We start from the raw sequence: 20,811 nt of genomic DNA, 5'->3' as shown, positions 1-20,811 counted from the left end.
TCTGTGGTTCTCAAGCCAGTGGTATTAGTCCGCCTCTTGAGGGTCGCAACGCCTGACCGCATGCGCCACATCCCGGATGACGCAGAGCGTCATTGAATGTGTTACCACGCGGAGCGTCGCCGGAATGAGGGTACGACGACGAAGGAGTCGCCAAACCAGGAGCATAGGACTCTTGGTGACTTGGGGATGGTCCGGCATTCCGGTTTTCAAGTAACCCGCCGAAGGCGGAACAGTTTGGCCGTTAGGACAAACCAAACCATCAGCGTCACTGCGAATAGTGGAAATGCACACCACTCCCACAGTTAATCGTCGGTGTTATCGAATCCAGTTTCAGGACAAAAACCCGCCATCCACATTCAGCGCCACGCCGGTCGTATAGCTCGACGCATCGCTCGCCAGATACAAAACCGTGCCCGCCATCTCGCTCGGCGCTGCCACGCGCTTGAGCGGAATCTGCTGCAGCGCGGTGTTGAGGATTTTCTCGTTGCTGACCAGCGCCGAGGCGAACTTGGTGTCGGTCAGGCCTGGCAGCAAGGCGTTGCAGCGGATACCGAACTGCGCGCACTCCTTGGCGAAGACCTTGGTCATGTTGATCACGGCCGCCTTGGTCACCGAGTAGATGCCCTGGAAAACACCCGGTGACACGCCATTGATCGACGCCACGTTGATGATGCTGCCGCCGCCGTGCTCGCGCATCAGCTTGCCTGCTTCCACCGACATGAAGAAATAGCCACGGATGTTGACGTCGACGGTTTTCTGGAACGCGCCGAGGTCGGTGTCGAGGACGTTGCAGAACTGCGGGTTGGTGGCGGCGTTATTCACCAGGATGTCCAGCCGGCCAAACTCTTCACGAATGCGCGCGAACACGCCGCTGATCTGTTCCATCTCACCGATGTGGCAGGCAATGGCCGTGGCCTTGCCGCCGTCGGCAATGATCGCATCAGCGACATGCTGGCAACCTTCGATCTTGCGGCTGGAGACGATCACGTGCGCGCCTTGCTGGGCGAGCAGTTTGGCGATGGCCTCACCGATGCCGCGGCTGGCGCCGGAAACGAAGGCGATCTTGCCGTCGAGGTCGAACAGTTGGGTTTTGGACATGTTGTTTTCCTTATCGTGTCGCAATCTGGGAGTGTCGTGTCAGAGGCTGGAGCGATCGATCACTTGCAGCGCCATGTGTTCCAGCAGCTTGTTCATGTGGATGAACTGGGCAAAGCGTTTGTCCTGGGTCTGGCCGTGGAAGAAGCGGTAGTAGATCTGTTGCACGATGCCCGCCAGACGGAACAAACCGTAGGTGTAATAAAAGTCGAAGTTGTCAATGCGGATGCCCGAACGTTCGGCGTAGTAGGCGACAACCTGCTCACGGGTGAGCATGCCCGGCGCATGGCTGGGCTGACGGCGCATCAATTGCACCGGCGCCGGGTCGTCGGCCTGTATCCAGTAGGCGAGGCTGTTCCCCAGATCCATCAACGGATCGCCCAGCGTGGTCAGCTCCCAGTCGAGCACGCCGATGATCTGCATCGGGTTATCGGGGTCGAGGATCACGTTGTCGAAGCGGTAGTCGTTGTGCACCAGGCTGGAGCGCGGGTGGTCCGCAGGTTTTTTCTCGTCCAGCCAGCGCGCGACCTTCTCCCAACTGGGTGCATCCGGCGTGCGGGCTTTTTCGTAGCGTTCGGTCCAGCCACGAATCTGCCGTTCGACATAACCCTGTGGCTTGCCCAGATCGCCCAGGCCGCAGGCGGTGTAATCGACTTGATGCAGCTCCACCAGCTTGTCGATGAAGCTCTTGCACAGGGCTTCGGTTTGCGTGGCATCAAGGTTCAGTTCGGTGGGCAGGTCGGAGCGCAGAATGATGCCCTTGACCCGCTCCATGACATAAAACTCGGCGCCAATCACCGATTCGTCTGTGCAGTGCACGTAGGCCTTGGGGCAATAAGGGAAGGCATCTTTGAGCTGATTGAGAATCCGGTATTCACGGCCCATGTCGTGGGCGCTTTTTGCCTTGTGGCCGAACGGCGGCCGGCGCAGGACGAACTCCTGTTCCGGGTACTTGAGCAGGTAGGTGAGGTTGGAGGCCCCGCCCGGAAACTGACTGATGTGGGCGGTGCCGCTCAGGCCTGGAATATGGGTTTTCAGGTAGGGATCGATCCGCGCTGCGTCGAGCTCTTCGCCGGATCGAACCTGGGTGGACTGGTCGGTTAGCGCCATGCTTATCCCTGCTGGTTATTTTGGATGGCCATGATCATTGGCTAATCTAATGCGGGCGCGCCTTACTGAACAAGCAATGCATGGCCTTATTGGCGAGCGTGTTACAGGTCGATCAGCCGTTTTGATCAGCGCTGTTTGCAAAACCGTCGAGCAAAAAAAACCGAAGCCGCGAAGCTTCGGTTTTGAAGGTGAAAGCGCAATTCGGGGAAGCGCGCGCTTCACTGCCTTACGACGGGAACAGATCGCTCAGCTTCATCGCCAGCATCATGTCGCCTTCAGCGCGCAGCTTGCCGGCCATGAACGCCTGCATACCGTCGGTCTCGCCGCTGACGATGCCTTCCAGTGTTTCGCCGTCCATCACCAGCGTGACTTGTGCGTCAGGATTTTCACCCTCCTGCAGCTCGCAGGTCTTGTCTTTCACGATCAGGGAGAAGTTTTTTGTGTCATCGATACGGAAACCGAATACCAAGTCCAGGCCCGCAGCGGCTTCAGGGTTGAACTTGGCTTTCATCGCTTGTACGGCATCGGCTACGGAGGTCATGGTGTCATCCTTTTATATGAGTGATTGCAGGCACCTTGCGGGTGCGATTGGCCGGGCTCAACGGTAGGTGATGAGCTCCGGCGCCTTCATCAGTTGCAAGTGTGCGTGACTGTTGAAGGAAGCCAGGGACACCTCGCGACCACGGAATTTCAGGTGGTTGAGCGAGGTGTTGACGATTTGCCAGTTGAGTTCGAACGCCTGGGCTGCAGGCATCCGGGTGATCAGGTGGAGCAGGGCAGTGATGGTGCCGCCGGACGTGAACACGGCGATGCGGTCGCTGGGGCCTGCGCTGTCGAGAATCCTTTCGAGCCCCGACTGGACCTGCGCGACGAAGGCCAGCCAGCTTTGCAGCGCCGGGGTGTCGTGTTGGCCACCGAGCCAGCGACCGATGATCAGCGCGAACAGCCGCTGGAATTCCGCGCGGTTGTGGGCGGCGTTGCGCATGACTTCGAGTGCTTCGGGTTCGTCCGGCAACATCGCGGGCAGCAGCGCACGAATCACGGCTTCGGCGTCGAATTCATTGAACGCGCTGTCGGTTTCCAAGGCAGGGGTTTTCAGGCCGGCGGCGTCCAGTTGGGCCATCGCGGTTTCGGCGGTATGACGCTGACGGAACAGGCTGCCGGTGATGCATCGATCAAACGTTAACTCAAGGTGCACCAGGTGCGCACCGAGCACTTCTGCCTGGCGAAAACCGGTGGGCGACAGAACGTCGTAGTCGTCTGCACCAAAGGAGGCCTGGCCATGTCTTATCAGATAGATGCTGCCCACGTCCGCGTCATCCCGGTACGCTGAAAGTGATGGGAGGTTATGAGGACGGTGCAGGGTCTGTCAATAAAAAAACATACGCTTGTTTGAATTGTCCGATTGTCATGTTCTCAAGCCGTCGGGCGCTGGCTCCACGCGGGGCGCGCCGGTATGCTGGGCCCATTCGCGATTCTGTATATGACGTGCGTCAACGAAGGTTGACTCAGGTTTCAGGCATGTAGGCAAAGGAGCTTCTGTGGAGTTTATGTTCGATTACGCCAGCTTTCTGGCAAAAACCGTCACGGTGGTCATCGCGATCGTCGTGGTGCTGGTGGTCATTGCCTCCATGCGCGGCCGGGGTCGTCGCGGTGGTGGCGGTCAGCTGCACGTGACCAAGCTCAATGACTTTTACAAAGGCCTGCGTGATCGTCTGGAAGGCTCGCTGCTGGACAAAGCGCGGCTCAAGGCGCTGCGCAAGTCCCAGGCCAAAGACCTGAAAAAAGAGAAAAAGCAGGCCGACGTCAAGCCGCGTGTCTACGTGCTGGATTTCGACGGTGACATCAAGGCGTCCGCGACAGAAAGCATGCGCCACGAGATCACTGCGGTGTTGAGCCTGGCGACCGAGAAAGATGAAGTGGTGCTGCGCCTTGAAAGCGGCGGCGGCATGGTTCACAGCTATGGCCTCGCATCGTCGCAACTGGCGCGGATTCGTCAGGCCGGCATCCCGTTGACGATCTGCATCGACAAGGTGGCCGCCAGCGGCGGGTACATGATGGCGTGCATCGGTAACCGCATCATCAGCGCACCGTTCGCCGTGCTGGGTTCGATCGGCGTGGTGGCTCAGTTGCCGAACGTCAACCGTCTGTTGAAAAAGCACGACATCGACTTTGAAGTGCTGACGGCGGGTGAATACAAACGCACGCTCACCGTGTTTGGCGAAAACACCGAGAAAGGTCGCGAGAAGTTTCAGCAAGATCTGGATATTACCCACGAGCTGTTCAAAAACTTCGTCGCCAGCTACCGCCCGCAATTGCAGATCGATGAAGTGGCCACCGGCGAGGTCTGGCTGGGCATGGCCGCGAAGGACAAACAACTGGTCGACGAGCTGAAAACCAGCGACGAATATTTGTCCGAGAAGGCGAAAACCGCCGAGGTGTTCCACTTGCACTACGCCGAGCGCAAAAGCTTGCAGGAGCGCGTGGGGCTGGCAGCCAGTGGTTCGGTTGATCGTTTGGTGACCAGCTGGTGGAGCAAGGTCACGCAGCAGCGGTTTTGGTAGACCGGACTCCGTTTTTGTAGGAGCGTGGCTTGTCCCGCGATCGGTTGCGCAGCAGCCGTAATAGCTGCCAAGTTGGCAGTAACTGATACACCGCATTTACTTTATTTACTGCCGCTTCGCGGCAGATCGCGGGACAAGCCACGCTCCTACATGAAGTGTTCACTGATTCAAATAAAAAGCCCCGGCTTCTCACGAAACCGGGGCTTTTTGCTGCCTGTCGATCAGCGTCGAATCAACGACGCCGGAACAGCGGCAGTGGCTCGTCGGTCGCCGCCTGATAGGTGACCGAGAAGTCCCGAAGGCTTTGCAGCGCTTCGTACGGGTCTTTGTCGGCACGAATCGCGAAAGCGTCGAAGCCACAGCGATGCAGGTAGAACAACTGGTCGCGCAAGACGTCGCCAATGGCGCGCAGCTCACCTTTGAAACCATAGCGGTCACGCAGCAGACGGGCGTTGGAGTAGCTGCGGCCGTCGGTGAACGCCGGGAAGTTCAGAGCAATGACCTGGAACTGGCCGGCGTCATCGCCGATTTCCTCGGCTTCTTCATCGCTGTCCAGCCAGACACCCAGACCGCCATCGCGCGCTTTGAGTGCGTGACCGTGCTCGCGCCACAGAGACAATGGCACGATCAGGTCGTCGCAGTTGGACAGGCTGTCGAACTCGGTGTCCTTGGGCAGCAGGTGCCAGGTTTCGTCGATGACTTCGTTGTTCTTAATGATTCGCTGCATAGACGCGCTCCTTGAAAGGGTCGATGCCGATACGCTGGTAGGTGTCGATGAAGCGCTCGTCTTCGTTACGTTTTTCGACGTAGACGTTGATCAGCTTTTCGATTACATCCGGCATGGCGTCCTGTGCGAATGACGGGCCAAGGATCTTGCCCAGGCTTGCATCCCGGCTGGCGCTGCCGCCCAGGGAAACCTGGTAGAACTCTTCACCTTTCTTGTCCACGCCCAGAATGCCGATATGGCCGACGTGGTGGTGGCCGCAGGCGTTCATGCAGCCGGAAATGTTCAGGTCCAGCTCGCCGATGTCGAACAGGTAATCCAGGTCGTCGAAACGGCGCTGGATGGATTCGGCGATCGGGATCGACTTGGCGTTGGCCAGCGAGCAGAAATCACCGCCAGGGCAGCAGATGATGTCGGTCAGCAAGCCGATGTTCGGCGTGGCGAAACCTTGCTCGCGCAATTCGCCCCACATCGTGAACAGCTGGCTTTGCTCGACGTCGGCCAGAATGATGTTCTGCTCGTGGGAGGTGCGCAGTTGGCCGAAGCTGTAGCGGTCGGCCAGGTCGGCGATGCCGTCCAGTTGCTTGTCGGTGACGTCGCCCGGTGCGACGCCGGTCGGCTTCAGCGACAAGGTCACGGCCGCGTAACCCGGCTTCTTGTGGGCCAGGACGTTACGCGAACGCCAGCGCGCGAAGCCCGGGTGCTCTTTGTCCAGTTGAACCAGCTCTGCGCTGTAATCCGGCAGTGCCTTGTACTCAGGGTCGATGAAGTGCTTGGCGACACGGTGAACTTCAGCCTCGGTCAGCGTCGTCTGGCCCCCGCGCAGGTGGGCCATTTCCGCTTCGACTTTTTCGGCAAAGACTTCAGGGGTCAGTGCCTTCACCAGGATCTTGATCCGGGCCTTGTACTTGTTGTCGCGACGACCGTAGCGGTTGTACACGCGCAGAATGGCGTCGAGGTAGCTCAACAGGTCCTGCCACGGCAGGAACTCATTGATGAACGCGCCCACGACCGGCGTACGGCCCAGACCGCCGCCGACCAGCACGCGGAAGCCCAGCTCGCCGGCAGCGTTTTTCACCGGCTCAAGGCCGATGTCATGGACTTCGATGGCGGCACGGTCAGACGTAGAACCGTTGATCGCGATCTTGAACTTGCGTGGCAGGTAGGCGAATTCCGGGTGGAAGGTCGTCCACTGACGCACGATCTCGCACCATGGGCGCGGGTCAACCAGTTCGTCGGCGGCGACGCCGGCAAACTGGTCCGTGGTGACGTTGCGCAGGCAGTTGCCGCTGGTCTGGATGGCGTGCATCTGCACGGTGGCCAGTTCAGCGAGGATATCGGGAATGTCTTCCAGCGCCGGCCAGTTGAACTGCACGTTCTGGCGGGTACTGATGTGCGCGTAGCCCTTGTCGTAGTCGCGGGCGATTTTGGCCAGCATACGGGTTTGGCGCGAGGTCAGCTGCCCGTAAGGCACAGCAACGCGCAGCATCGGCGCGAAGCGCTGGATATAGAGGCCGTTTTGCAGGCGAAGCGGGCGGAACTCTTCTTCGCTGAGCTCGCCGGCCAGATAGCGGCGGGTCTGGTCGCGGAACTGCTTGACGCGGTCCTCGATGATCCGCTGATCGTACTCGTCGTATACGTACATGGTGGTCCTGTTCTCAGGCGGTTCACTGCTGCTTAGACGGCCAGAAACAGGCGATGCGTTGTCGCGAAGGTCTCAGGCCGCTGAACAAATCTGCGCGCACGGTCGCGCACTCCTGACGGAGCCGGGGGAGGTTACCAGTTTGCGAATATGCGCAAAAGTGATGTTTGAGTATATGCAAAGAACCAAAAGTGATAAGCATCACGTCGGCTGCCCATGGCCACACTTGTGATAAGCACACGCCTCGACTTTACTCTGCTCAAGGCCCGGGTCAACCGTCCCTGGCCTGCTTCATCTGCAATCACCAATAAGACTGACAAGAGGCGATGCAATGAGTAACCACCACCCTAAAGTTGCCAAGTCCGACAGCCATGTGGATGCCTGGGCGATCTTCTTCATCATCGTTCTCGTCGTGGGAGCGGCCGTTTTCTGGGTCAGCCACCAGTAGCGCAGGCACCGCGTCTTCACGTGGGGTAGGCCTTACCCGACGGCAGCCGATAAGGTATAAGCAGGCCTGATACAGGTCGTTATGCTCTTATGGGTGGTGAGGCTCGGTGTCCATGATCAGGTTTTTCAAGGGCTGCCTCATTCTTGTCGTGGGTGGGCTGTGGTCCAGCGGTGCGTGGGCGGCGTCGGTGGTGTTTCTCAACCCCGGATCGGCGCCGGATCCGTATTGGTCCAGCTATTCGCGCTTCATGCAGGCAGCGGCCGATCGCTTGGGCATGAATCTGCAGATCTATTACACCGACCGTGACACGCGCACGTTGTTGACGCTCGCGCGCAAGACGCTGCAAGGCAGCGACCGACCGGACTATCTGGTGTTCTCCAACGAGCTGAACGTTGCGCCGGAGGTGCTGCGCCTGTCGGTCGGCAGCGGGGTCAAGCTGCTCGCGGTCAACAACACCTTCACGGCCGATCAACTGAGCATTCTCGGCGACTTGCGCAGCCGTTACCCGGACTTTCTGGGCAGCGTCGTGGCCAACGACGAAGACGGCGGCTACCTGATCGCCAAGCGCCTGATTGAATCCCGTACGCCCGTGCTTCCCGGGCAGACCCTGGAAATGCTGGCGTTTTCCGGCACCAACAGCACACCGGTTTCCCTGCAACGCGAACGGGGCCTTTACCGCGCGTTGGCCGAGAATCCTCAGGTCCGACTTCGGCAGATCGTTCTGGGTGGCTGGCGCCGTGACCGGGCGTACGAGCAGGCGCAGATGTTGATCAAGCGTTACCCCAACGTGAGCCTGGTCTGGGCCGCCAGCGACTTGATGGCGTTCGGGGTGATGGACGCCTTGGGCGAGGCGGGCAAACAACCGGGCAAAGACGTGTTGGTCGGCACCATCAATGATTCGACCGCCGCGTTGCAGGCGCTGCTGGAGGGACGTTTGAGCGTGGTTGCCGGTGGCCACTTCACGCTGGGTGGCTGGGCGCTGGTGTTATTGCATGACTACGACAACGCCGATAAAGCGGCGCGTCAGCCCATCGGCACCTGGCGGGTCCGTGCGATGCAGATCAGGGAACGCAGCGACAGCCTCGGTTTCATGCAGGCCAACAGCCGCGACGACTACGGTATCGATGTTCGTCAGTTCACGGAGGGGCACAGCCCGAAGGGCGTCGCTTACCCGTTTGTGCGCGTCGGGGCTGCCAACTGAGTCACGGCACCGCGAAGTGCAGGACCAGTTGCACGATCCCCATCAACGCCAGCGCGAAGAGGGCCGTGAAGGCAACGCCCATGATCACGAAGTGCGACGGCTTGCCATGGGTAAAGTCCCGCGCGCGGTTTTTGTGGCTCTGTACGCCAAAGGCGGCGGCCATGACGCTGTGCAGCATCTGCCAGAAGGTCGGCGGCTTTTTATCGTCGGGATGGTGAGTTGAGTCATCGGATGGCTTGTCCATGGGCCTGCTCAAAAGAGGAATGGCCCTGTAGAGAATAGACGTCATCCCAATAAAAAAAGCCCCGGCGTCTGACGAAGCCGGGGCTTTGGGTTTACAGCATCAGCGCGCTATCACGCTACATCCACCAGAACGATCTCGCTGTCTTCGATGGCGGTGACCCGCAAGACGCGCTCGTCTTCAACCGCCACGCCGTCCCGCGCTTCAGCGCGCAGGCCGTTGACTTCGATGATCCCGGTTGCAGGCACCAGGTACGCCCGGCGACCCTCATCCAGCGTGTATTCAGCGGTCTCGCCGGCTTTCAGGTTGGCCGCGACCAGGCGGGCATTGGCACGAATACGCAGTTCGATGTCGTCGTCCGCTTTACCGCTGGCCAAGGTGACGAAACCTTCGCGGTTGCCTTTCGGGAACGGTTTGGCGCCCCAGGAAGGTGGAGCACCGACTTCGTCCGGCATGATCCAGATCTGGAAAATGCGCGTCTCTTTCGACTCCAGGTTGTACTCGCTGTGGGCCACGCCGGTCCCGGCGCTCATCACTTGCACGTCGCCAGCTTCTGTGCGGCCACGGTTACCCAGGCTGTCCTCGTGGGTGATCGCGCCTTCACGGACGTAGGTGATGATCTCCATGTCGCGGTGCGGGTGGCGTGGGAAGCCCGTGCCCGCCTGGATCACATCGTCGTTCCACACCCGCAGCTGGCCCCAGCTCATGCGGGCGGGATCGTAGTAGTTGGCGAACGAGAAGTGGTGATGAGCGTTGAGCCAGCCATGGTCGGCGCCGCCAAGGGATTTGAAAGGTCGAATTTGCAGCATGATCAGTTCCTCCATTAGCAGGGCCGGCCTAAGCAGCAGCGCCGCTGGTGATGACTCTTCAGTCGATGGAGCAATCATCTATCAACCATGTATCGATAAAAAGCGTAAGTTTTGCGTCATTACAATCGAAATATTAAATATGTCATAACGGCCTTTTATGCCTCTTTACCTGCACTTGATCGGCTAACTCCATGACCGCAAAGCATTTCGCTGGAGCTCGCGGACGAATGGGGTGACCATAGGCGCCTTCTCGTTCAACGCTGATAGATGGAGCCCGCGTGTCGCACGATTTTCCAGCCGAGCCACCCCACGAGCTAACTGCTGATTTGCCCCCTGACCTGACAACGCCCGAGCGCTTGCCCTTCTTCAAGCGCCTGTTGGCGCGGGTGATGGGTCGCGGTTTGTCGCGCATGCAGGCGCAGCACGTTCCGTCCTGGAGACAGGGACATGCGGACGGCTTTCTCAATGGTCACGCCGAAGGCATGGACGAGGGTTACGCCGAGGGCCGTCTGGACGGTATCGAAGAAGGACGTCGGGTCTTGGTGATCCGGGATACCCGTCCTGGGGAACACCGGGGACCGAGGGTTGACGATCATCTGTTCGATGACTGGCGGCTGCCGCTGACCAACGAGTTGAAAAAGCGCATCAAGGCCGATGTGGCGCTAAAGCTCCCGTCCCATGCCCAGCCAACCGCCGCTCAGTGGAAGATGATTTTCAGTGACACACCCTCGACCTATGTCATCGCCGGTGCCGGGGCGGGCAAGTCGACATCGCTGGTCTTGCGTGTGCTGCTGCTCAATCACTACTTGGGCTTCGAGCTGGACTCGATGACCGTGGTGACCTTCACCCGCGAGTCGCGCAAGGACTTCATCAACAAGCTCATTGAGATCATGGGGCTTTGGGGGCACGACCTGTCGTTGCGCCAGGCGCGCGAGGTGGTGCGCACGTTTCACTCGCGCATCCTGCCGCTGGTGCGCAGCCTGCCGGGTTTCGAGCAGCTTCAGGCTTTCGAAAACCTGAGCAGTCAGCAGGGCAATCCGTCGGGTGGCGACCTGTTCGGCAACAAGCTGCTGGACGACGGGGCGGACAGCAACCCGTTCGACCTGCGCATCAACGATGCCCAGCGCCAGCAGATGAACCTGTGCTATCGGGACCTGTACGCCGCCAACCCGCGCTTTCGTGAAGTGATGGCGCCGCTGTATCGGCATTCACTGCAACTGAAGGAACTGGATCGCGATCATCCGGATGTGCAAAAGCGCATCACCGTCATGGGGCTGTCGTCCAAACGTGATGAGGAACTGTGCGACGTCATCGAGGACCTGTGGATTCGCGCGGGCGCCTGGCCGATTCAGGGCGTCGAGCCCATGCGGCAGACGGTCGAGGTCAGCGGGCTGACATTCCACGTCCATGGCTATGCCGCCGAGCTGGACGCCTGGATCGTGCTCGGTTTCGACCCGAGTGAAGACCAGCACCTACGCCGCCCGGACGCCAAGCTGCCGGTCTGGGCCGAGTGGGTGATCAAGCGCACGCTGTTCCAGGCGTTCTGCCGCAAGCCGGTGATCTGGCTTGAGAACTACGAGGCGTCCCGCGGCATGATGCAGTCACTGTCGGGGGCGGCGGTGGCCGGGCCCGGCTTCGATTACAAGGTCAAAGGTGAACTGAGCGCCGCGCCGTTGCTGGACTGCTTCGTGGCTGCCGCCGGTTTCATCGAAAACCTGGGGCTGGATGTTCCTGACGCCGTGTCGCAGATGAGCTTTTCGGATCAGGACCCGGACCGCTTTTTCTTTGAAGCCCTGAGCCTGTTCTGGAAGGCGTTCGAGGACCATCTGCTGGAGCAAACCCCACCTGTCATGACCTACAACCGGATGTTCTCGCTGTTTGGTGAACATTCGCCGGAGAACCTCAAGCTGGTCAGCGACGAGGGCCTGCGCCCGCTGTCGCACTTGATGATCGATGAGTTCCAGGACGTCTCGCCGCAGATCGTCTCGTGGATCCGCGCCAGTCTTCGAGAGATTCGCGGCCGTGGCCCTGCGTTGCATGTCGGCCGAGGTGCGCAGCGCTCTTCGCTGTTGTGCGTGGGAGACGACTGGCAGTCGATTTACGGCTGGCGTGGCAGCTCGCCGAAATTCTTCATGGAGTTTCCCAAGGAATTCCCGTCGCCGGGCACCACCAAGGTCATGCTCAGCGACAACTTCCGCAGCCATCAGCACATCATCGACGCGGCCGAGCACATCGTGCGCGCGGCACCGGCGATCAGCGGCAAGAAGGCCCGAGCCAGCGGGCCGGTGCAGGAATTGCTGCCAGTCAGCGTGTTCGATCGCGATGACGATCAACTGGTGGCCCGTCTGATCGAGCATTACAACGCCGGTGACTCGGTGTTGCTGCTGTACCGCAAGGGGAGTGAACGCAGCAAGTTACCGGAGGCGCTGCAGGCGGTGATGAATGCCGACTACGCGTTGCCGCCCGGCGAGCGGCGCCTTAAGCAACTGACGTATCACAGCTCCAAGGGTTTGCAGGCCGACGCGGTGTTCCTGCTCGGCGACTGCCAGCACCTGACCCAGTCTCCGTACAAGAATCAGGTCTATCAAATGGCGGGGCTGGGCAAGGAGGGCGACCTTGAAGCCTTCGACAACGCGCAGAAGGATGAGGTGTTGCGCCTGGCGTATGTCGCGATCACACGGGCCGTGCGTCATTGTTACTGGTTCATTGACGCGGCGGGCAATGACGATGCCGCGGTGCCCAAGGCCTCGTCGAGGATTGCCACGGACAAGGCGTTCTTTGAGGATCGACGAGGCGCCGTGCGCATCGACGAGTCCGTCGTTTAGCCACGCGGCGGCTGCGGGGTTAAGGTGCGTCGTTTGAAACCGGACGCAGGCGCAACAGCTTCGCGCCATCGAAAGGGTCGGTCAGCCAATGCCCTGCAACGCCGAACGTCGTGTGCAGGCGTTCCGGTGTCAGCACCTCAAAGGGCGAACCCAACGCCACCAGTTCTCCTGCATCGAGCACCGCCAGGCGGTCGCAGGCCAGCGCCTGATTGAGGTCATGAAGGGCGATGACGGTGGTGACAGGTAATTGATGAACCCGCCTGAGGATCGACAACTGCTGCTGGATATCCAGATGATTGGTCGGCTCGTCCAGCAGCAGAATGTGCGGCCGCTGCGCCAGCGCCCTGGCGATATGCGCGCGTTGCCGTTCGCCTCCCGACAGCGAATGCCAAGCCCGCTGTTTCAAGTGCTGAAGGTTCACGTCGGCCATGGCTTGCTCGACGATCTGCCGATCGACGTCGCTCCACGGAGCGAGTGCCGACAACCATGGCGTACGGCCCAGTTCCACCGCCTGCTGCAACGTCAGTTTGTCGCTGGTTTGCGCCTGTTGTTCAACCACCGCCAGGCATTGTGCGATGTCCCTACGGCGCAGGGTCGACAGAGGTTTGCCCTGCATCAACACGTCGCCATGGGTGGGCGATTTTAGCCCGGCCAACAGCTTGAGCAGGGTCGACTTGCCCGATCCGTTGGGCCCCACGACGCCCAGGTTTTCACCCGGCTGAATCGTGAGGCTGAAGTCCTTGAGCAATTGAGCGCCTTTTATGGCGTAGCTCAAGTTGACCGCGCTGAGCAGGGGCGTGCCCTCGCGGCTGGCCATTAGAGCCGGATTGGACGCGTTCATTGGAGACGGTTTCCACGGATCAGAATGAGGGCGAACACCGGCGCGCCGACCAATGCGGTGATCACGCCAATGGGCAGTACTTGACCTTTGATCACCGTGCGGGACAGTGCGTCAGCGGCGATCATGAACAGTGCGCCGCTCAAGGCACTCAGCGGCAGCAGACGGCCATGGCGGACGCCCGTGACCATGCGCACGGCGTGGGGGACGACCAGCCCGACAAACCCGATCGAACCGACGATGGACACCATGACGGCGGTAATCAGTGCGGTGGTTGCGATAAGTGAGGCCTGCACCCGGCGCACGGGAATGCCGAGGGACGCCGCCGAGTCGGCGCCAAAGGTGAACGCATCCAGTGAGCGGCGATGCCACAAGCAGACCACCAGCCCGAACAGCACAACGGGCACCGCCAGGCTCACTGACGACCAGCGCACGCCGCTGAGGTTGCCAAGCAGCCAAAAGAGGATGCCGCGCGCCTGTTCGGCGTTGGCGGAGCGGGTGATCAGAAAGGACGTGAGGGCGTTGAACAACTGTGAGCCGGCAATGCCCGCCAGGATGATCTGTCCGGCCGCCGTCTGGCCGCGAGAGGCGCGGGCAAGCAAGGCCACCAGTGCAAAGGCGGCCATTGCGCCGGCGAAGGCACCGGTGGAGAGGGAAATCGCCCCGGCGCCCACACCGATGATTGCCACCAGGACAGCGCCGGTGGAGGCACCCGCCGATATGCCCAGCAGATAAGGGTCGGCCAGCGGATTGCGCAGCAGCGATTGCAGCACCACGCCGGAAATCGCCAGCCCTGCGCCACACGCCGCCGCGACGATGGCGCGGGTCAGGCGGTAGTTCCAGACGATACCTTCATCGATGGGGTCTACCAGGTAACCGGCTGCCCACAGCTTGTTTGCCAACACCTGAGCGATGACAGGCAGGCTGATCGACGTCTCGCCAATCGCGACGCCCGCCATGATCGCCAGGCACAGCACGGCGCTGACCCACAGGCCGTGGCCCAGCAATCGACCCACACGCATACGGTTCATGGCGCAGGAGTGGCGCTTTGAACGGCAGCGCCGAGTTGCTCGATGCCGTCGAACAGCCGCACGCTGGATTCCATCGCGCTGGCGTCCATGATCACGATGCGATCGTGCTTCACCGCGTCCATGTTGCGCGTCACCGGATCGGATGTGAGAAACGCCAGTTTCTTCTCATGATCGTCGGCCGGGAAACGGCGACGATCCATCCGAGCGATCACCAGGATGGTCGGGTTGGCCTTGGCGATGGTTTCCCAGCCGACGGTGGGCCACTCTTCATCGGAATCGATGACATTGCGCATGCCCAGCGTGTCGAGCATGAAATTGGGAATGCCCTTGCGGCCCGCGACAAAAGGATCGGAGTTGAGGTCAGGGCTGGAGAACCAGAACACCGCCGAAACGTTGTGGCTGCCTTGGGTTTTCGCCTGTTCGACGGCCTTGGCCAGACGCGCCTGATAGCCCGTGATCAGCTGTTGGCCGCGATCCTGCACGTCGAAGATCATGGCCAGTTGAGCCAGGGTCTTGTACAGCGTCTCGACTTTAAAGGCCGCCAGGCGCGTGCCATCGGCGCCGACCCGATTGTTCTTGCCCTCACAGTCGGAAGGCAGGATGTAGGTCGGGATGTTCAGGTCGTGAAACTGTTGTCGGGTGCCGACCGCGCCTTGAGGGCCGACCATCCACTCGAACTGCACCGGGACGAAATCCGGGCGTTTGCCGGTCACGGACTCGAAGCTGGGCGTGTTGTCGGCCAAACGGGCAATGTGGTCGTTGGCGTCCTTGAATTGAGGCAGTACGTCGTTGAACCACAACGATGTGCCGATCACCTGTTGGCTGAGGCCCAAGGCGTAAAGCATTTCCGTTGCGGCTTGGCCAATGGTCACGGTTTTTTGCGGTGGCTGGGCGAACGTCAGCGGCACGCCGCAATTGTCGACCGTCAGCGGGTACTGCGTTGACGCGGCGAGGAGGGGGCTCGAGAGCATCAGACCGGTGAGCAACAACGAAAGGCGGCGCAGCGACATGAGCGGGATCTCCAGTAAACCTGATGGCCGAAAGGGCAGGTACTGGAAAGCACATCCCGGCTCGCCGCTGAAAAGACAGGGCAAGTGCAGATCACGCCAACGAAGGCGCGCACGGGTGTCCTTCCCGGACACCCCGCCGGTGAATGATTGACGCTTGCCGGCAGGTCTCCTGACTGGCGCGTCCTCGCCAGGCTTCAGCCTTCCCGGGCTGACCCAGTGGCATTCTTGAAGCAGGGCTCAGCGCCTACAGTTGCGGGGACAGTTCCATTTGAGCCTGACAGAGCAGGGCTCGTGGATTCCCTATTAATTCCGAGTGGAAACCGGCGGCGGGGATACTAAACGATTCGCTGGCGTGAGGCGAATGCACCGCCGATCTATCGCTCAACGACGCTTCAATCCTGCAGACGAAACGGCCAGCCAACGACTTTCTTCGGCCGCGGTGTGGCGTAAGTGCGGACTTTCGAGGTCTTGAGGCCCAGACGCACCAGCGATTCGGCCAGTGCCACGGCCGCCGTCACGCCGTCGACCACCGGAACGCCGGCGCGGTCGCGAATCATCTGGTCCAGGCCGGCCATCCCGCCGCAGCCCAGGCAGATCACTTCGGCTTTATCTCGCGTGACCGCTTCAACCGCCTGTTCGGCGATGGCTTCCAGGGCGCGGTCCGGCTTTTCCTCCAATTCCAGCACGCTCATGCCGCTGGCGCGTACCGAGGCGCAACGCTCGAAGACACCCGCCAGTTTCAACCGGTCTTCGATCAACGGCACCGCCCGATCCAGCGTGGTCACCACCGAGTACTTGTGGCCCAACAGCATCGCCAAGCTCGCAGCCGCCTCGGTGATGTCCACCACGGGCACTTCCAGCAGCTCCTGCAGGCCTTCGCGCCCGTGCTCGCCATAGCCGGCCTGAATCACCGCATCGTAGGGCTGGTCGTAGGACAGCACCCGGTCCATCACTGCGATGGCCGCCAGGTAGCTTTCGAAGTTGCCTTCCACCGACTCCGCACCGAAGCGCGGCGTCAGCCCGATGATTTCCGTTCCGGACGAGGCAACGCTGCGGGCCTGCTCGGCGATGGTCTGAGTCATCGATTCGGTGGTGTTCACGTTGACGATCAAAATACGCATGGGTGGACGTCTCTCGCTTGCGATCAATGCTGGGTGTTTTGCACGGCAATGGCCTGGCCACTGACGTCTTTGAAGGTCTTTCGCCGGTCGGCCAGCAACAGGTACAGCGCTGCGCCAATGGCGGCGCCCATCAGCCAGGAGAACGGCGACACCGAATCAAAGGCCGGGACCAGCGCGGTAATCGTGGAAATGATTGCCGCCGGAATAAACGCCCAGACGGCACGCAGGTTGACCCCGCGTGAATAGTGGTAGGCGCCGGCCGGATCTTCGGTGTAGAGCTGCGGCACGTTAACGCGTCCTTTGCGCAGCAGCCAATAGTCGGCGGTGATCACGCCGTACAGCGGGCCGAGCAGGGCGCCCAGGCCCGACAGGAAATACACGATCACCAGCGGGCTGTTGTAGAGGTTCCACGGCAGGATCAACACCGCCACGGTCGCGCTGAGCATCCCGGCACGGCGGAAGGTCAGGTAACGCGGCGCCAGGCTGCTGAGTACGAAGGCGGGCGCGACAAAGTTCGCCATGATGTTCACCGCCACGGTGACGATGAGAAACGCCAGGCAACCCAGCACCAGGAAAAAGGTGCTCGGGATGCTCTTGATGATGTCCGTCGGGCTCTGGATGATCTGCCCGTTGATGGAGAAATGGGCGCCGCAGAGGATCACGGTGATGAACGCGAACAACAGCACGTTCACGGGAAGTCCCCAGAAATTGCCTTTGCGGATGGTTTTCTTGCAAGGGGCCGAGCGCGAGAAATCGCAGAAGTTAAGGATCAGCGTGCCGTAAATCGCTAGCCACAACGCGCTGCCCGCGAAGATACTGCGCCACATCTGAGCGCCTTCCAGCGGCGTTTTCGTCGACCAGGCGATCTGACCGTTGGCCTGGGTGAACATCCAGATGGCGAGGCTGGCGACGGTGAGCAGGATCACCGGACCTGCGAACGCTTCATAGCGGCGCACCATTTCCATGCCGTACGCAAGAATCACGAATTGCACGGCCCAGATGCTGACAAAGCACAGCCAGCCCAGGGTCGAAAGGCCGAGCCAGGCATCGTGATCGTATGCCGCGAGCGCAGGGTCCAGGGCGGTGAGCAGCACCCGCAGCACCACCGAGGCCAGGTAGGTCTGAATGCCGAACCAGGCGATGGCGATCACGGCGCGGATCAGCGCAGGAATGCGTGCGCCGAATATGCCGAAGCTGACCCGGCTGATCACTGGGAACGGCACGCCGGTCTTTTGACCCATGTCGCCGGTGAGGTTCATGCACAGGTACACCAGCGCTGCACCGATGGCCAGGGACAGCATGATCTGCCAGCCCCCAAGGCCCAGCGCATAGAGGCCAATGGCGAACGAATAGTTGGCGAGATTGTGTACATCATTGGTCCACAGGGCAAAGATACTGTATCCACCCCATGTTCGGCCTTCCGTCTTGCTCGGAGCCAGGTCAGGGTTGTACAGACGGGGACTGAGCGCCGGGTGATCGACGGTCGAGGCCTGTGCGGCAAGGGCTGAATCCAGGGTGTTGTCTACTGGCATGTTCAACAATCTCCGGCGCTATTTGTATTTGTTTTTGTATACAGTGCGCAGGCAAGACTATCGGAAATGACAGATGAGTCAACGAGAAGGTTACAGAGGGGCGTGGGGGCTGCCTTAAACGGTCACAGGATTCAGGGGCTGTCCAGAGGGTAGGGAAAGCGGGATTGCTTTCTATAGCCTCTGGCCAGCATCAAGCGGTTGTTGTGTGCGGTCAGGGTTTAGCGGGTACCGGTGCCTGTGCGGCAATAAATCCCTGGTCCCGCATCGCTTGCCAGAAGCCATCCGGCACCTGAGCGTGAAGCGCGGTGACGTCTTCGACGATGCGTGAAGGCCGGCTGGCGCCCGGAATCACAGCGGCGACCAATGGATTGGCGAGCACGAACTGCAACGCCGCCGACTTGATATCGACCTGATACTGTCGGGCAATCTCCTGAATGTGCGCGACCTTGTCGAGCATTGCCTGCGGCGCCTCCTGGTACTCGAAATGCTTGCCACCCACCAGCACGCCGGAACTGTAGGGGCCGCCGATGACGAATTCGGCGCTGTGCTCACGGGCTTTGGCGAACAGGCGCTGCAGCGGCTGATCGTGATCCAGCAACGAATAGCGTCCGGCCAACAGGAACCCGTCGGGTTGCGCCTCGGTGAGGTCCAGCGTCAGTTCGCAGGGTTCGACCCGGTTCACCCCCAGTCCCCAGGCCTTGATCACCCCTTCTTCGCGCAAGCGTGTGAGGGTACGGAAGGCGCCTTTGCGGGCAACGTTGAAGTGCTCGATCCATTCGTCGCCGTGCGCATCCTGCGCCACGTCATGCACAAACACGATGTCCAGTCGGTCGGTGTTCAGCCGTTCGAGACTGGCAGCGATGGAGCGCAGGGTGGCATCGGCCGAATAGTCGGTAACGATCTTGTTTTTCAACCCGTCGCTGAAAGGACCGCTGCGCGCGTCCGGGTCCAGTTCGTCGGAGACCAGCCGGCCAATTTTTGTGCTCAGGGTGTATTGATCGCGCGGCACGTGGGCCAGTGCCTTGCCCAGGCGCTGTTCAGACAAACCCGCCCCGTAGATCGGCGCGGTATCGAAATAGCGAATGCCCTGATCCCAGGCCGCTTGCACGGTGGCAGTGGCCTCTTCTTCGCTGATCTCACGAAACATGTTGCCCAGTGGCGCGGCGCCGAAGCCGAGGCGGCCGATGATCTTGTCGTGCAGACTCATTGAGGTGTCCTGTCTGTCGTCATGGAGAGCCGGGTGTACGCTTTGAAGTCAGCGCCCGGTGTTGTGTACTGATCGTTCATTGAAGCAGGAGTTCTGGCAGGCAGAGTCTGAGACTGCGCAATGCACCCGACGCCGGTTGAACCCGCAGCTCCACCATGCAACTTTTCCCGGCCGTGGGGCTTCCAACGTTTCAGGCTGCATCGATTGACCGGAAAGGGAGGGCAGTAGATGAGCGAGCACATCGTCCATTTCCATTGTGGGGTCGACCAGACCAGCACCGAGCATTTCCGTGATCGCTGCCTGGAGGCCCTTGGCAAGGGCGCGACCGGTCTGCTGCTGAACCTGTCGACGGCAGGTGGCAGCACGGCACTGGGATTCACGCTCTATAACTTTCTGAAATCGCTGAAGGTGCCGATTCGTGCGCTCAACAGCGGCAACATCGAGTCGATGGGCATCGTCATTTACCTGGCCGCCGAAGAGCGCATCGCCTGTCCGCATTCGCGATTCCTGATTCATCCGATGACCTGGTACTTCAGCCAGAGCTCCGTCGATCACTCGCGCATGCGCGAATACCTGCGCAGTCTCGACAATGACTTGCAGCGTTACGTGAATATCTACCTGAGCGAAACCGAAGGGGCGGCGCACCCGCTGGACATCGGTCGGTGTCTGTCGGCGGAGGAAAAGGTCATCCGCGCCGAAGATTCGCTGGGCTGTGGCATTGCTCATCGTGTCGAGCAACTGCAGTTCCCCGAAGACGCGGTCCACTGGACCGTCAGCGGGAGCTAAGCTGAACCTGTCGAAACCGGGTCGCGATCGACCCCATCTGAACGTGAGGAACCTGCCATGCACACCCCTTCACAGAAAGGCCCGGACACAGCGCCTCAGCGCGCCGTCCATCCGGTGGAAGAAGTGGAAGTGGACATTGATAACGATCCGGGCAATGAAGACCCCGGTTCGCAATTTGATCGAGATGCCACCGTGCCGCTGATCGATCCGCGTGAAAAAGGAAAGCAACAGTAAGGCGGGACTGGAAACAAAAGAGCGAGAGCTTTCGCCCTCGCTCGGTTCTCTGATCAGCAGTTAATCAGGATTTGCGGCCTGCGCCACCTTGTGGCATGGAGCCACCTTTTTTGCCGGCGTCATCCCGTTTCACGTCTGACGTTTTTTGACGGTCGTCTGCGACATTGCTGCCACCCGAAGCCTGGCCGCCTTTTTTGCCTGCGTCGGAGGCTTTCTGGCGATCGTTGGCGAAGTTCCCAGGGTTCGATTTTCCGGTGTTAGCCATGATTACGTACCTCTTGTTATGAGAAGGGCGAGTCATGTGGCTCGCACTATGTGGGATATAACAAGCGGTGGTTGGTTTAAATAATTGCACGCCTACCGGACCAGCGGCCTGGTGGCACGGTGCTCACA

At 60.6% G+C, this 20,811-nt stretch carries 20 protein-coding genes and 1 riboswitch; of the genes, 5 read left to right on the top strand and 15 right to left on the bottom strand.

Annotated elements, in window-relative coordinates; genetic code table 11:
• Positions 1-330: 330 nt before the first annotated feature.
• From BLS87_RS24625 to BLS87_RS24610, 4 genes are all read right to left on the bottom strand, one after another.
• Positions 331-1,098, bottom strand: a complete 768-nt coding sequence (locus tag BLS87_RS24625) for an SDR family oxidoreductase (RefSeq protein ID WP_074756617.1) — start codon at positions 1,096-1,098, stop codon at positions 331-333.
• Between the two features lie 39 nt (positions 1,099-1,137).
• Complete coding sequence (locus BLS87_RS24620) at positions 1,138-2,205, bottom strand: phosphotransferase family protein (protein WP_074756615.1); 1,068 nt, start codon at positions 2,203-2,205, stop codon at positions 1,138-1,140.
• A 226-nt stretch (positions 2,206-2,431) separates the two neighbouring features.
• Entirely contained in the window at positions 2,432-2,746 is a 315-nt protein-coding gene (locus BLS87_RS24615; RefSeq protein ID WP_074756613.1) for an SCP2 sterol-binding domain-containing protein, read from the bottom strand.
• Positions 2,747-2,803: 57 nt separating this feature from the next.
• A complete protein-coding gene (locus BLS87_RS24610) occupies positions 2,804-3,514 on the bottom strand; it encodes a histidine phosphatase family protein (protein ID WP_074756611.1) in 711 nt (236 codons plus the stop codon).
• A gap of 232 nt (positions 3,515-3,746) precedes the next feature.
• Between BLS87_RS24610 and sohB the strand changes: the two genes are divergently transcribed.
• Positions 3,747-4,769 carry a protease SohB gene (gene sohB / locus BLS87_RS24605; protein WP_074756609.1) on the top strand — a complete coding sequence of 341 codons (1,023 nt, stop codon included), beginning with the start codon at positions 3,747-3,749 and terminating at the stop codon, positions 4,767-4,769.
• Between the two features lie 232 nt (positions 4,770-5,001).
• On the opposite strand, the gene BLS87_RS24600 is transcribed toward sohB, so the two are convergent.
• Positions 5,002-5,496: a DUF934 domain-containing protein gene (locus BLS87_RS24600; protein ID WP_074756607.1), complete on the bottom strand. Its 495-nt coding sequence runs from the start codon at positions 5,494-5,496 to the stop codon at positions 5,002-5,004.
• Positions 5,480-7,138, bottom strand: a complete 1,659-nt coding sequence (locus tag BLS87_RS24595; protein WP_074756605.1) for a nitrite/sulfite reductase — start codon at positions 7,136-7,138, stop codon at positions 5,480-5,482. Before BLS87_RS24595 ends, BLS87_RS24600 begins: the two co-directional genes overlap by 17 nt.
• Positions 7,139-7,695: 557 nt before the next feature.
• Here BLS87_RS24595 and BLS87_RS24590 point away from each other — a divergent pair.
• Entirely contained in the window at positions 7,696-8,784 is a 1,089-nt protein-coding gene (locus BLS87_RS24590) for an ABC transporter substrate-binding protein (protein WP_083370755.1), read from the top strand.
• A 1-nt stretch (position 8,785) separates the two neighbouring features.
• On the opposite strand, the gene BLS87_RS24585 is transcribed toward BLS87_RS24590, so the two are convergent.
• Both BLS87_RS24585 and BLS87_RS24580 read right to left on the bottom strand, forming a co-directional pair.
• Positions 8,786-9,028: a DUF2970 domain-containing protein gene (locus tag BLS87_RS24585; RefSeq protein ID WP_074756603.1), complete on the bottom strand. Its 243-nt coding sequence runs from the start codon at positions 9,026-9,028 to the stop codon at positions 8,786-8,788.
• Positions 9,029-9,138: 110 nt separating this feature from the next.
• On the bottom strand, positions 9,139-9,834 hold the full coding sequence (locus BLS87_RS24580) for a pirin family protein (RefSeq protein WP_074756847.1): 696 nt from the start codon (positions 9,832-9,834) through the stop codon (positions 9,139-9,141).
• Positions 9,835-10,112: 278 nt separating this feature from the next.
• Between BLS87_RS24580 and BLS87_RS24575 the strand changes: the two genes are divergently transcribed.
• A complete protein-coding gene (locus BLS87_RS24575) occupies positions 10,113-12,659 on the top strand; it encodes a UvrD-helicase domain-containing protein (RefSeq protein WP_074756601.1) in 2,547 nt (848 codons plus the stop codon).
• 19 nt (positions 12,660-12,678) lie between these two features.
• Here the strand turns inward: BLS87_RS24575 and BLS87_RS24570 are convergent, their stop codons facing one another.
• The 6 genes from BLS87_RS24570 to BLS87_RS24545 all read right to left on the bottom strand — a co-directional run bounded on the left by BLS87_RS24570 (position 12,679) and on the right by BLS87_RS24545 (position 19,398).
• A complete protein-coding gene (locus BLS87_RS24570; RefSeq protein ID WP_074756599.1) occupies positions 12,679-13,500 on the bottom strand; it encodes an ABC transporter ATP-binding protein in 822 nt (273 codons plus the stop codon).
• On the bottom strand, positions 13,497-14,519 hold the full coding sequence (locus tag BLS87_RS24565) for a FecCD family ABC transporter permease (protein ID WP_074756597.1): 1,023 nt from the start codon (positions 14,517-14,519) through the stop codon (positions 13,497-13,499). Before BLS87_RS24565 ends, BLS87_RS24570 begins: the two co-directional genes overlap by 4 nt.
• A 5-nt stretch (positions 14,520-14,524) precedes the next feature.
• On the bottom strand, positions 14,525-15,538 hold the full coding sequence (locus tag BLS87_RS24560) for an ABC transporter substrate-binding protein (RefSeq protein ID WP_074756595.1): 1,014 nt from the start codon (positions 15,536-15,538) through the stop codon (positions 14,525-14,527).
• Between the two features lie 142 nt (positions 15,539-15,680).
• Positions 15,681-15,878: riboswitch (cobalamin riboswitch) on the bottom strand.
• 52 nt (positions 15,879-15,930) lie between these two features.
• Positions 15,931-16,659 (bottom strand): aspartate/glutamate racemase family protein, encoded by a 729-nt coding sequence (locus tag BLS87_RS24555; protein ID WP_074756593.1) that lies wholly within the window; start codon positions 16,657-16,659, stop codon positions 15,931-15,933.
• Positions 16,660-16,682: 23 nt separating this feature from the next.
• Complete coding sequence (locus BLS87_RS24550) at positions 16,683-18,191, bottom strand: NCS1 family nucleobase:cation symporter-1 (RefSeq protein ID WP_083370754.1); 1,509 nt, start codon at positions 18,189-18,191, stop codon at positions 16,683-16,685.
• A gap of 211 nt (positions 18,192-18,402) precedes the next feature.
• A complete protein-coding gene (locus tag BLS87_RS24545) occupies positions 18,403-19,398 on the bottom strand; it encodes an aldo/keto reductase (RefSeq protein WP_074756591.1) in 996 nt (331 codons plus the stop codon).
• A 228-nt stretch (positions 19,399-19,626) separates the two neighbouring features.
• Between BLS87_RS24545 and BLS87_RS24540 the strand changes: the two genes are divergently transcribed.
• Both BLS87_RS24540 and BLS87_RS34265 read left to right on the top strand, forming a co-directional pair.
• On the top strand, positions 19,627-20,184 hold the full coding sequence (locus BLS87_RS24540) for an ATP-dependent Clp protease proteolytic subunit (RefSeq protein WP_074756589.1): 558 nt from the start codon (positions 19,627-19,629) through the stop codon (positions 20,182-20,184).
• A 57-nt stretch (positions 20,185-20,241) separates the two neighbouring features.
• Positions 20,242-20,418 carry a hypothetical protein gene (locus BLS87_RS34265; RefSeq protein WP_167362099.1) on the top strand — a complete coding sequence of 59 codons (177 nt, stop codon included), beginning with the start codon at positions 20,242-20,244 and terminating at the stop codon, positions 20,416-20,418.
• 64 nt (positions 20,419-20,482) lie between these two features.
• Here BLS87_RS34265 and BLS87_RS24535 read toward each other — a convergent pair whose 3' ends face one another.
• A complete protein-coding gene (locus BLS87_RS24535; RefSeq protein WP_074756587.1) occupies positions 20,483-20,683 on the bottom strand; it encodes a con-10 family general stress protein in 201 nt (66 codons plus the stop codon).
• Positions 20,684-20,811 lie beyond the last annotated feature (128 nt).

Source organism: Pseudomonas abietaniphila (assembly GCF_900100795.1).
Lineage (GTDB): Bacteria > Pseudomonadota > Gammaproteobacteria > Pseudomonadales > Pseudomonadaceae > Aquipseudomonas > Aquipseudomonas abietaniphila.
This window is presented reverse-complemented; position numbering and strand designations above follow the sequence as displayed.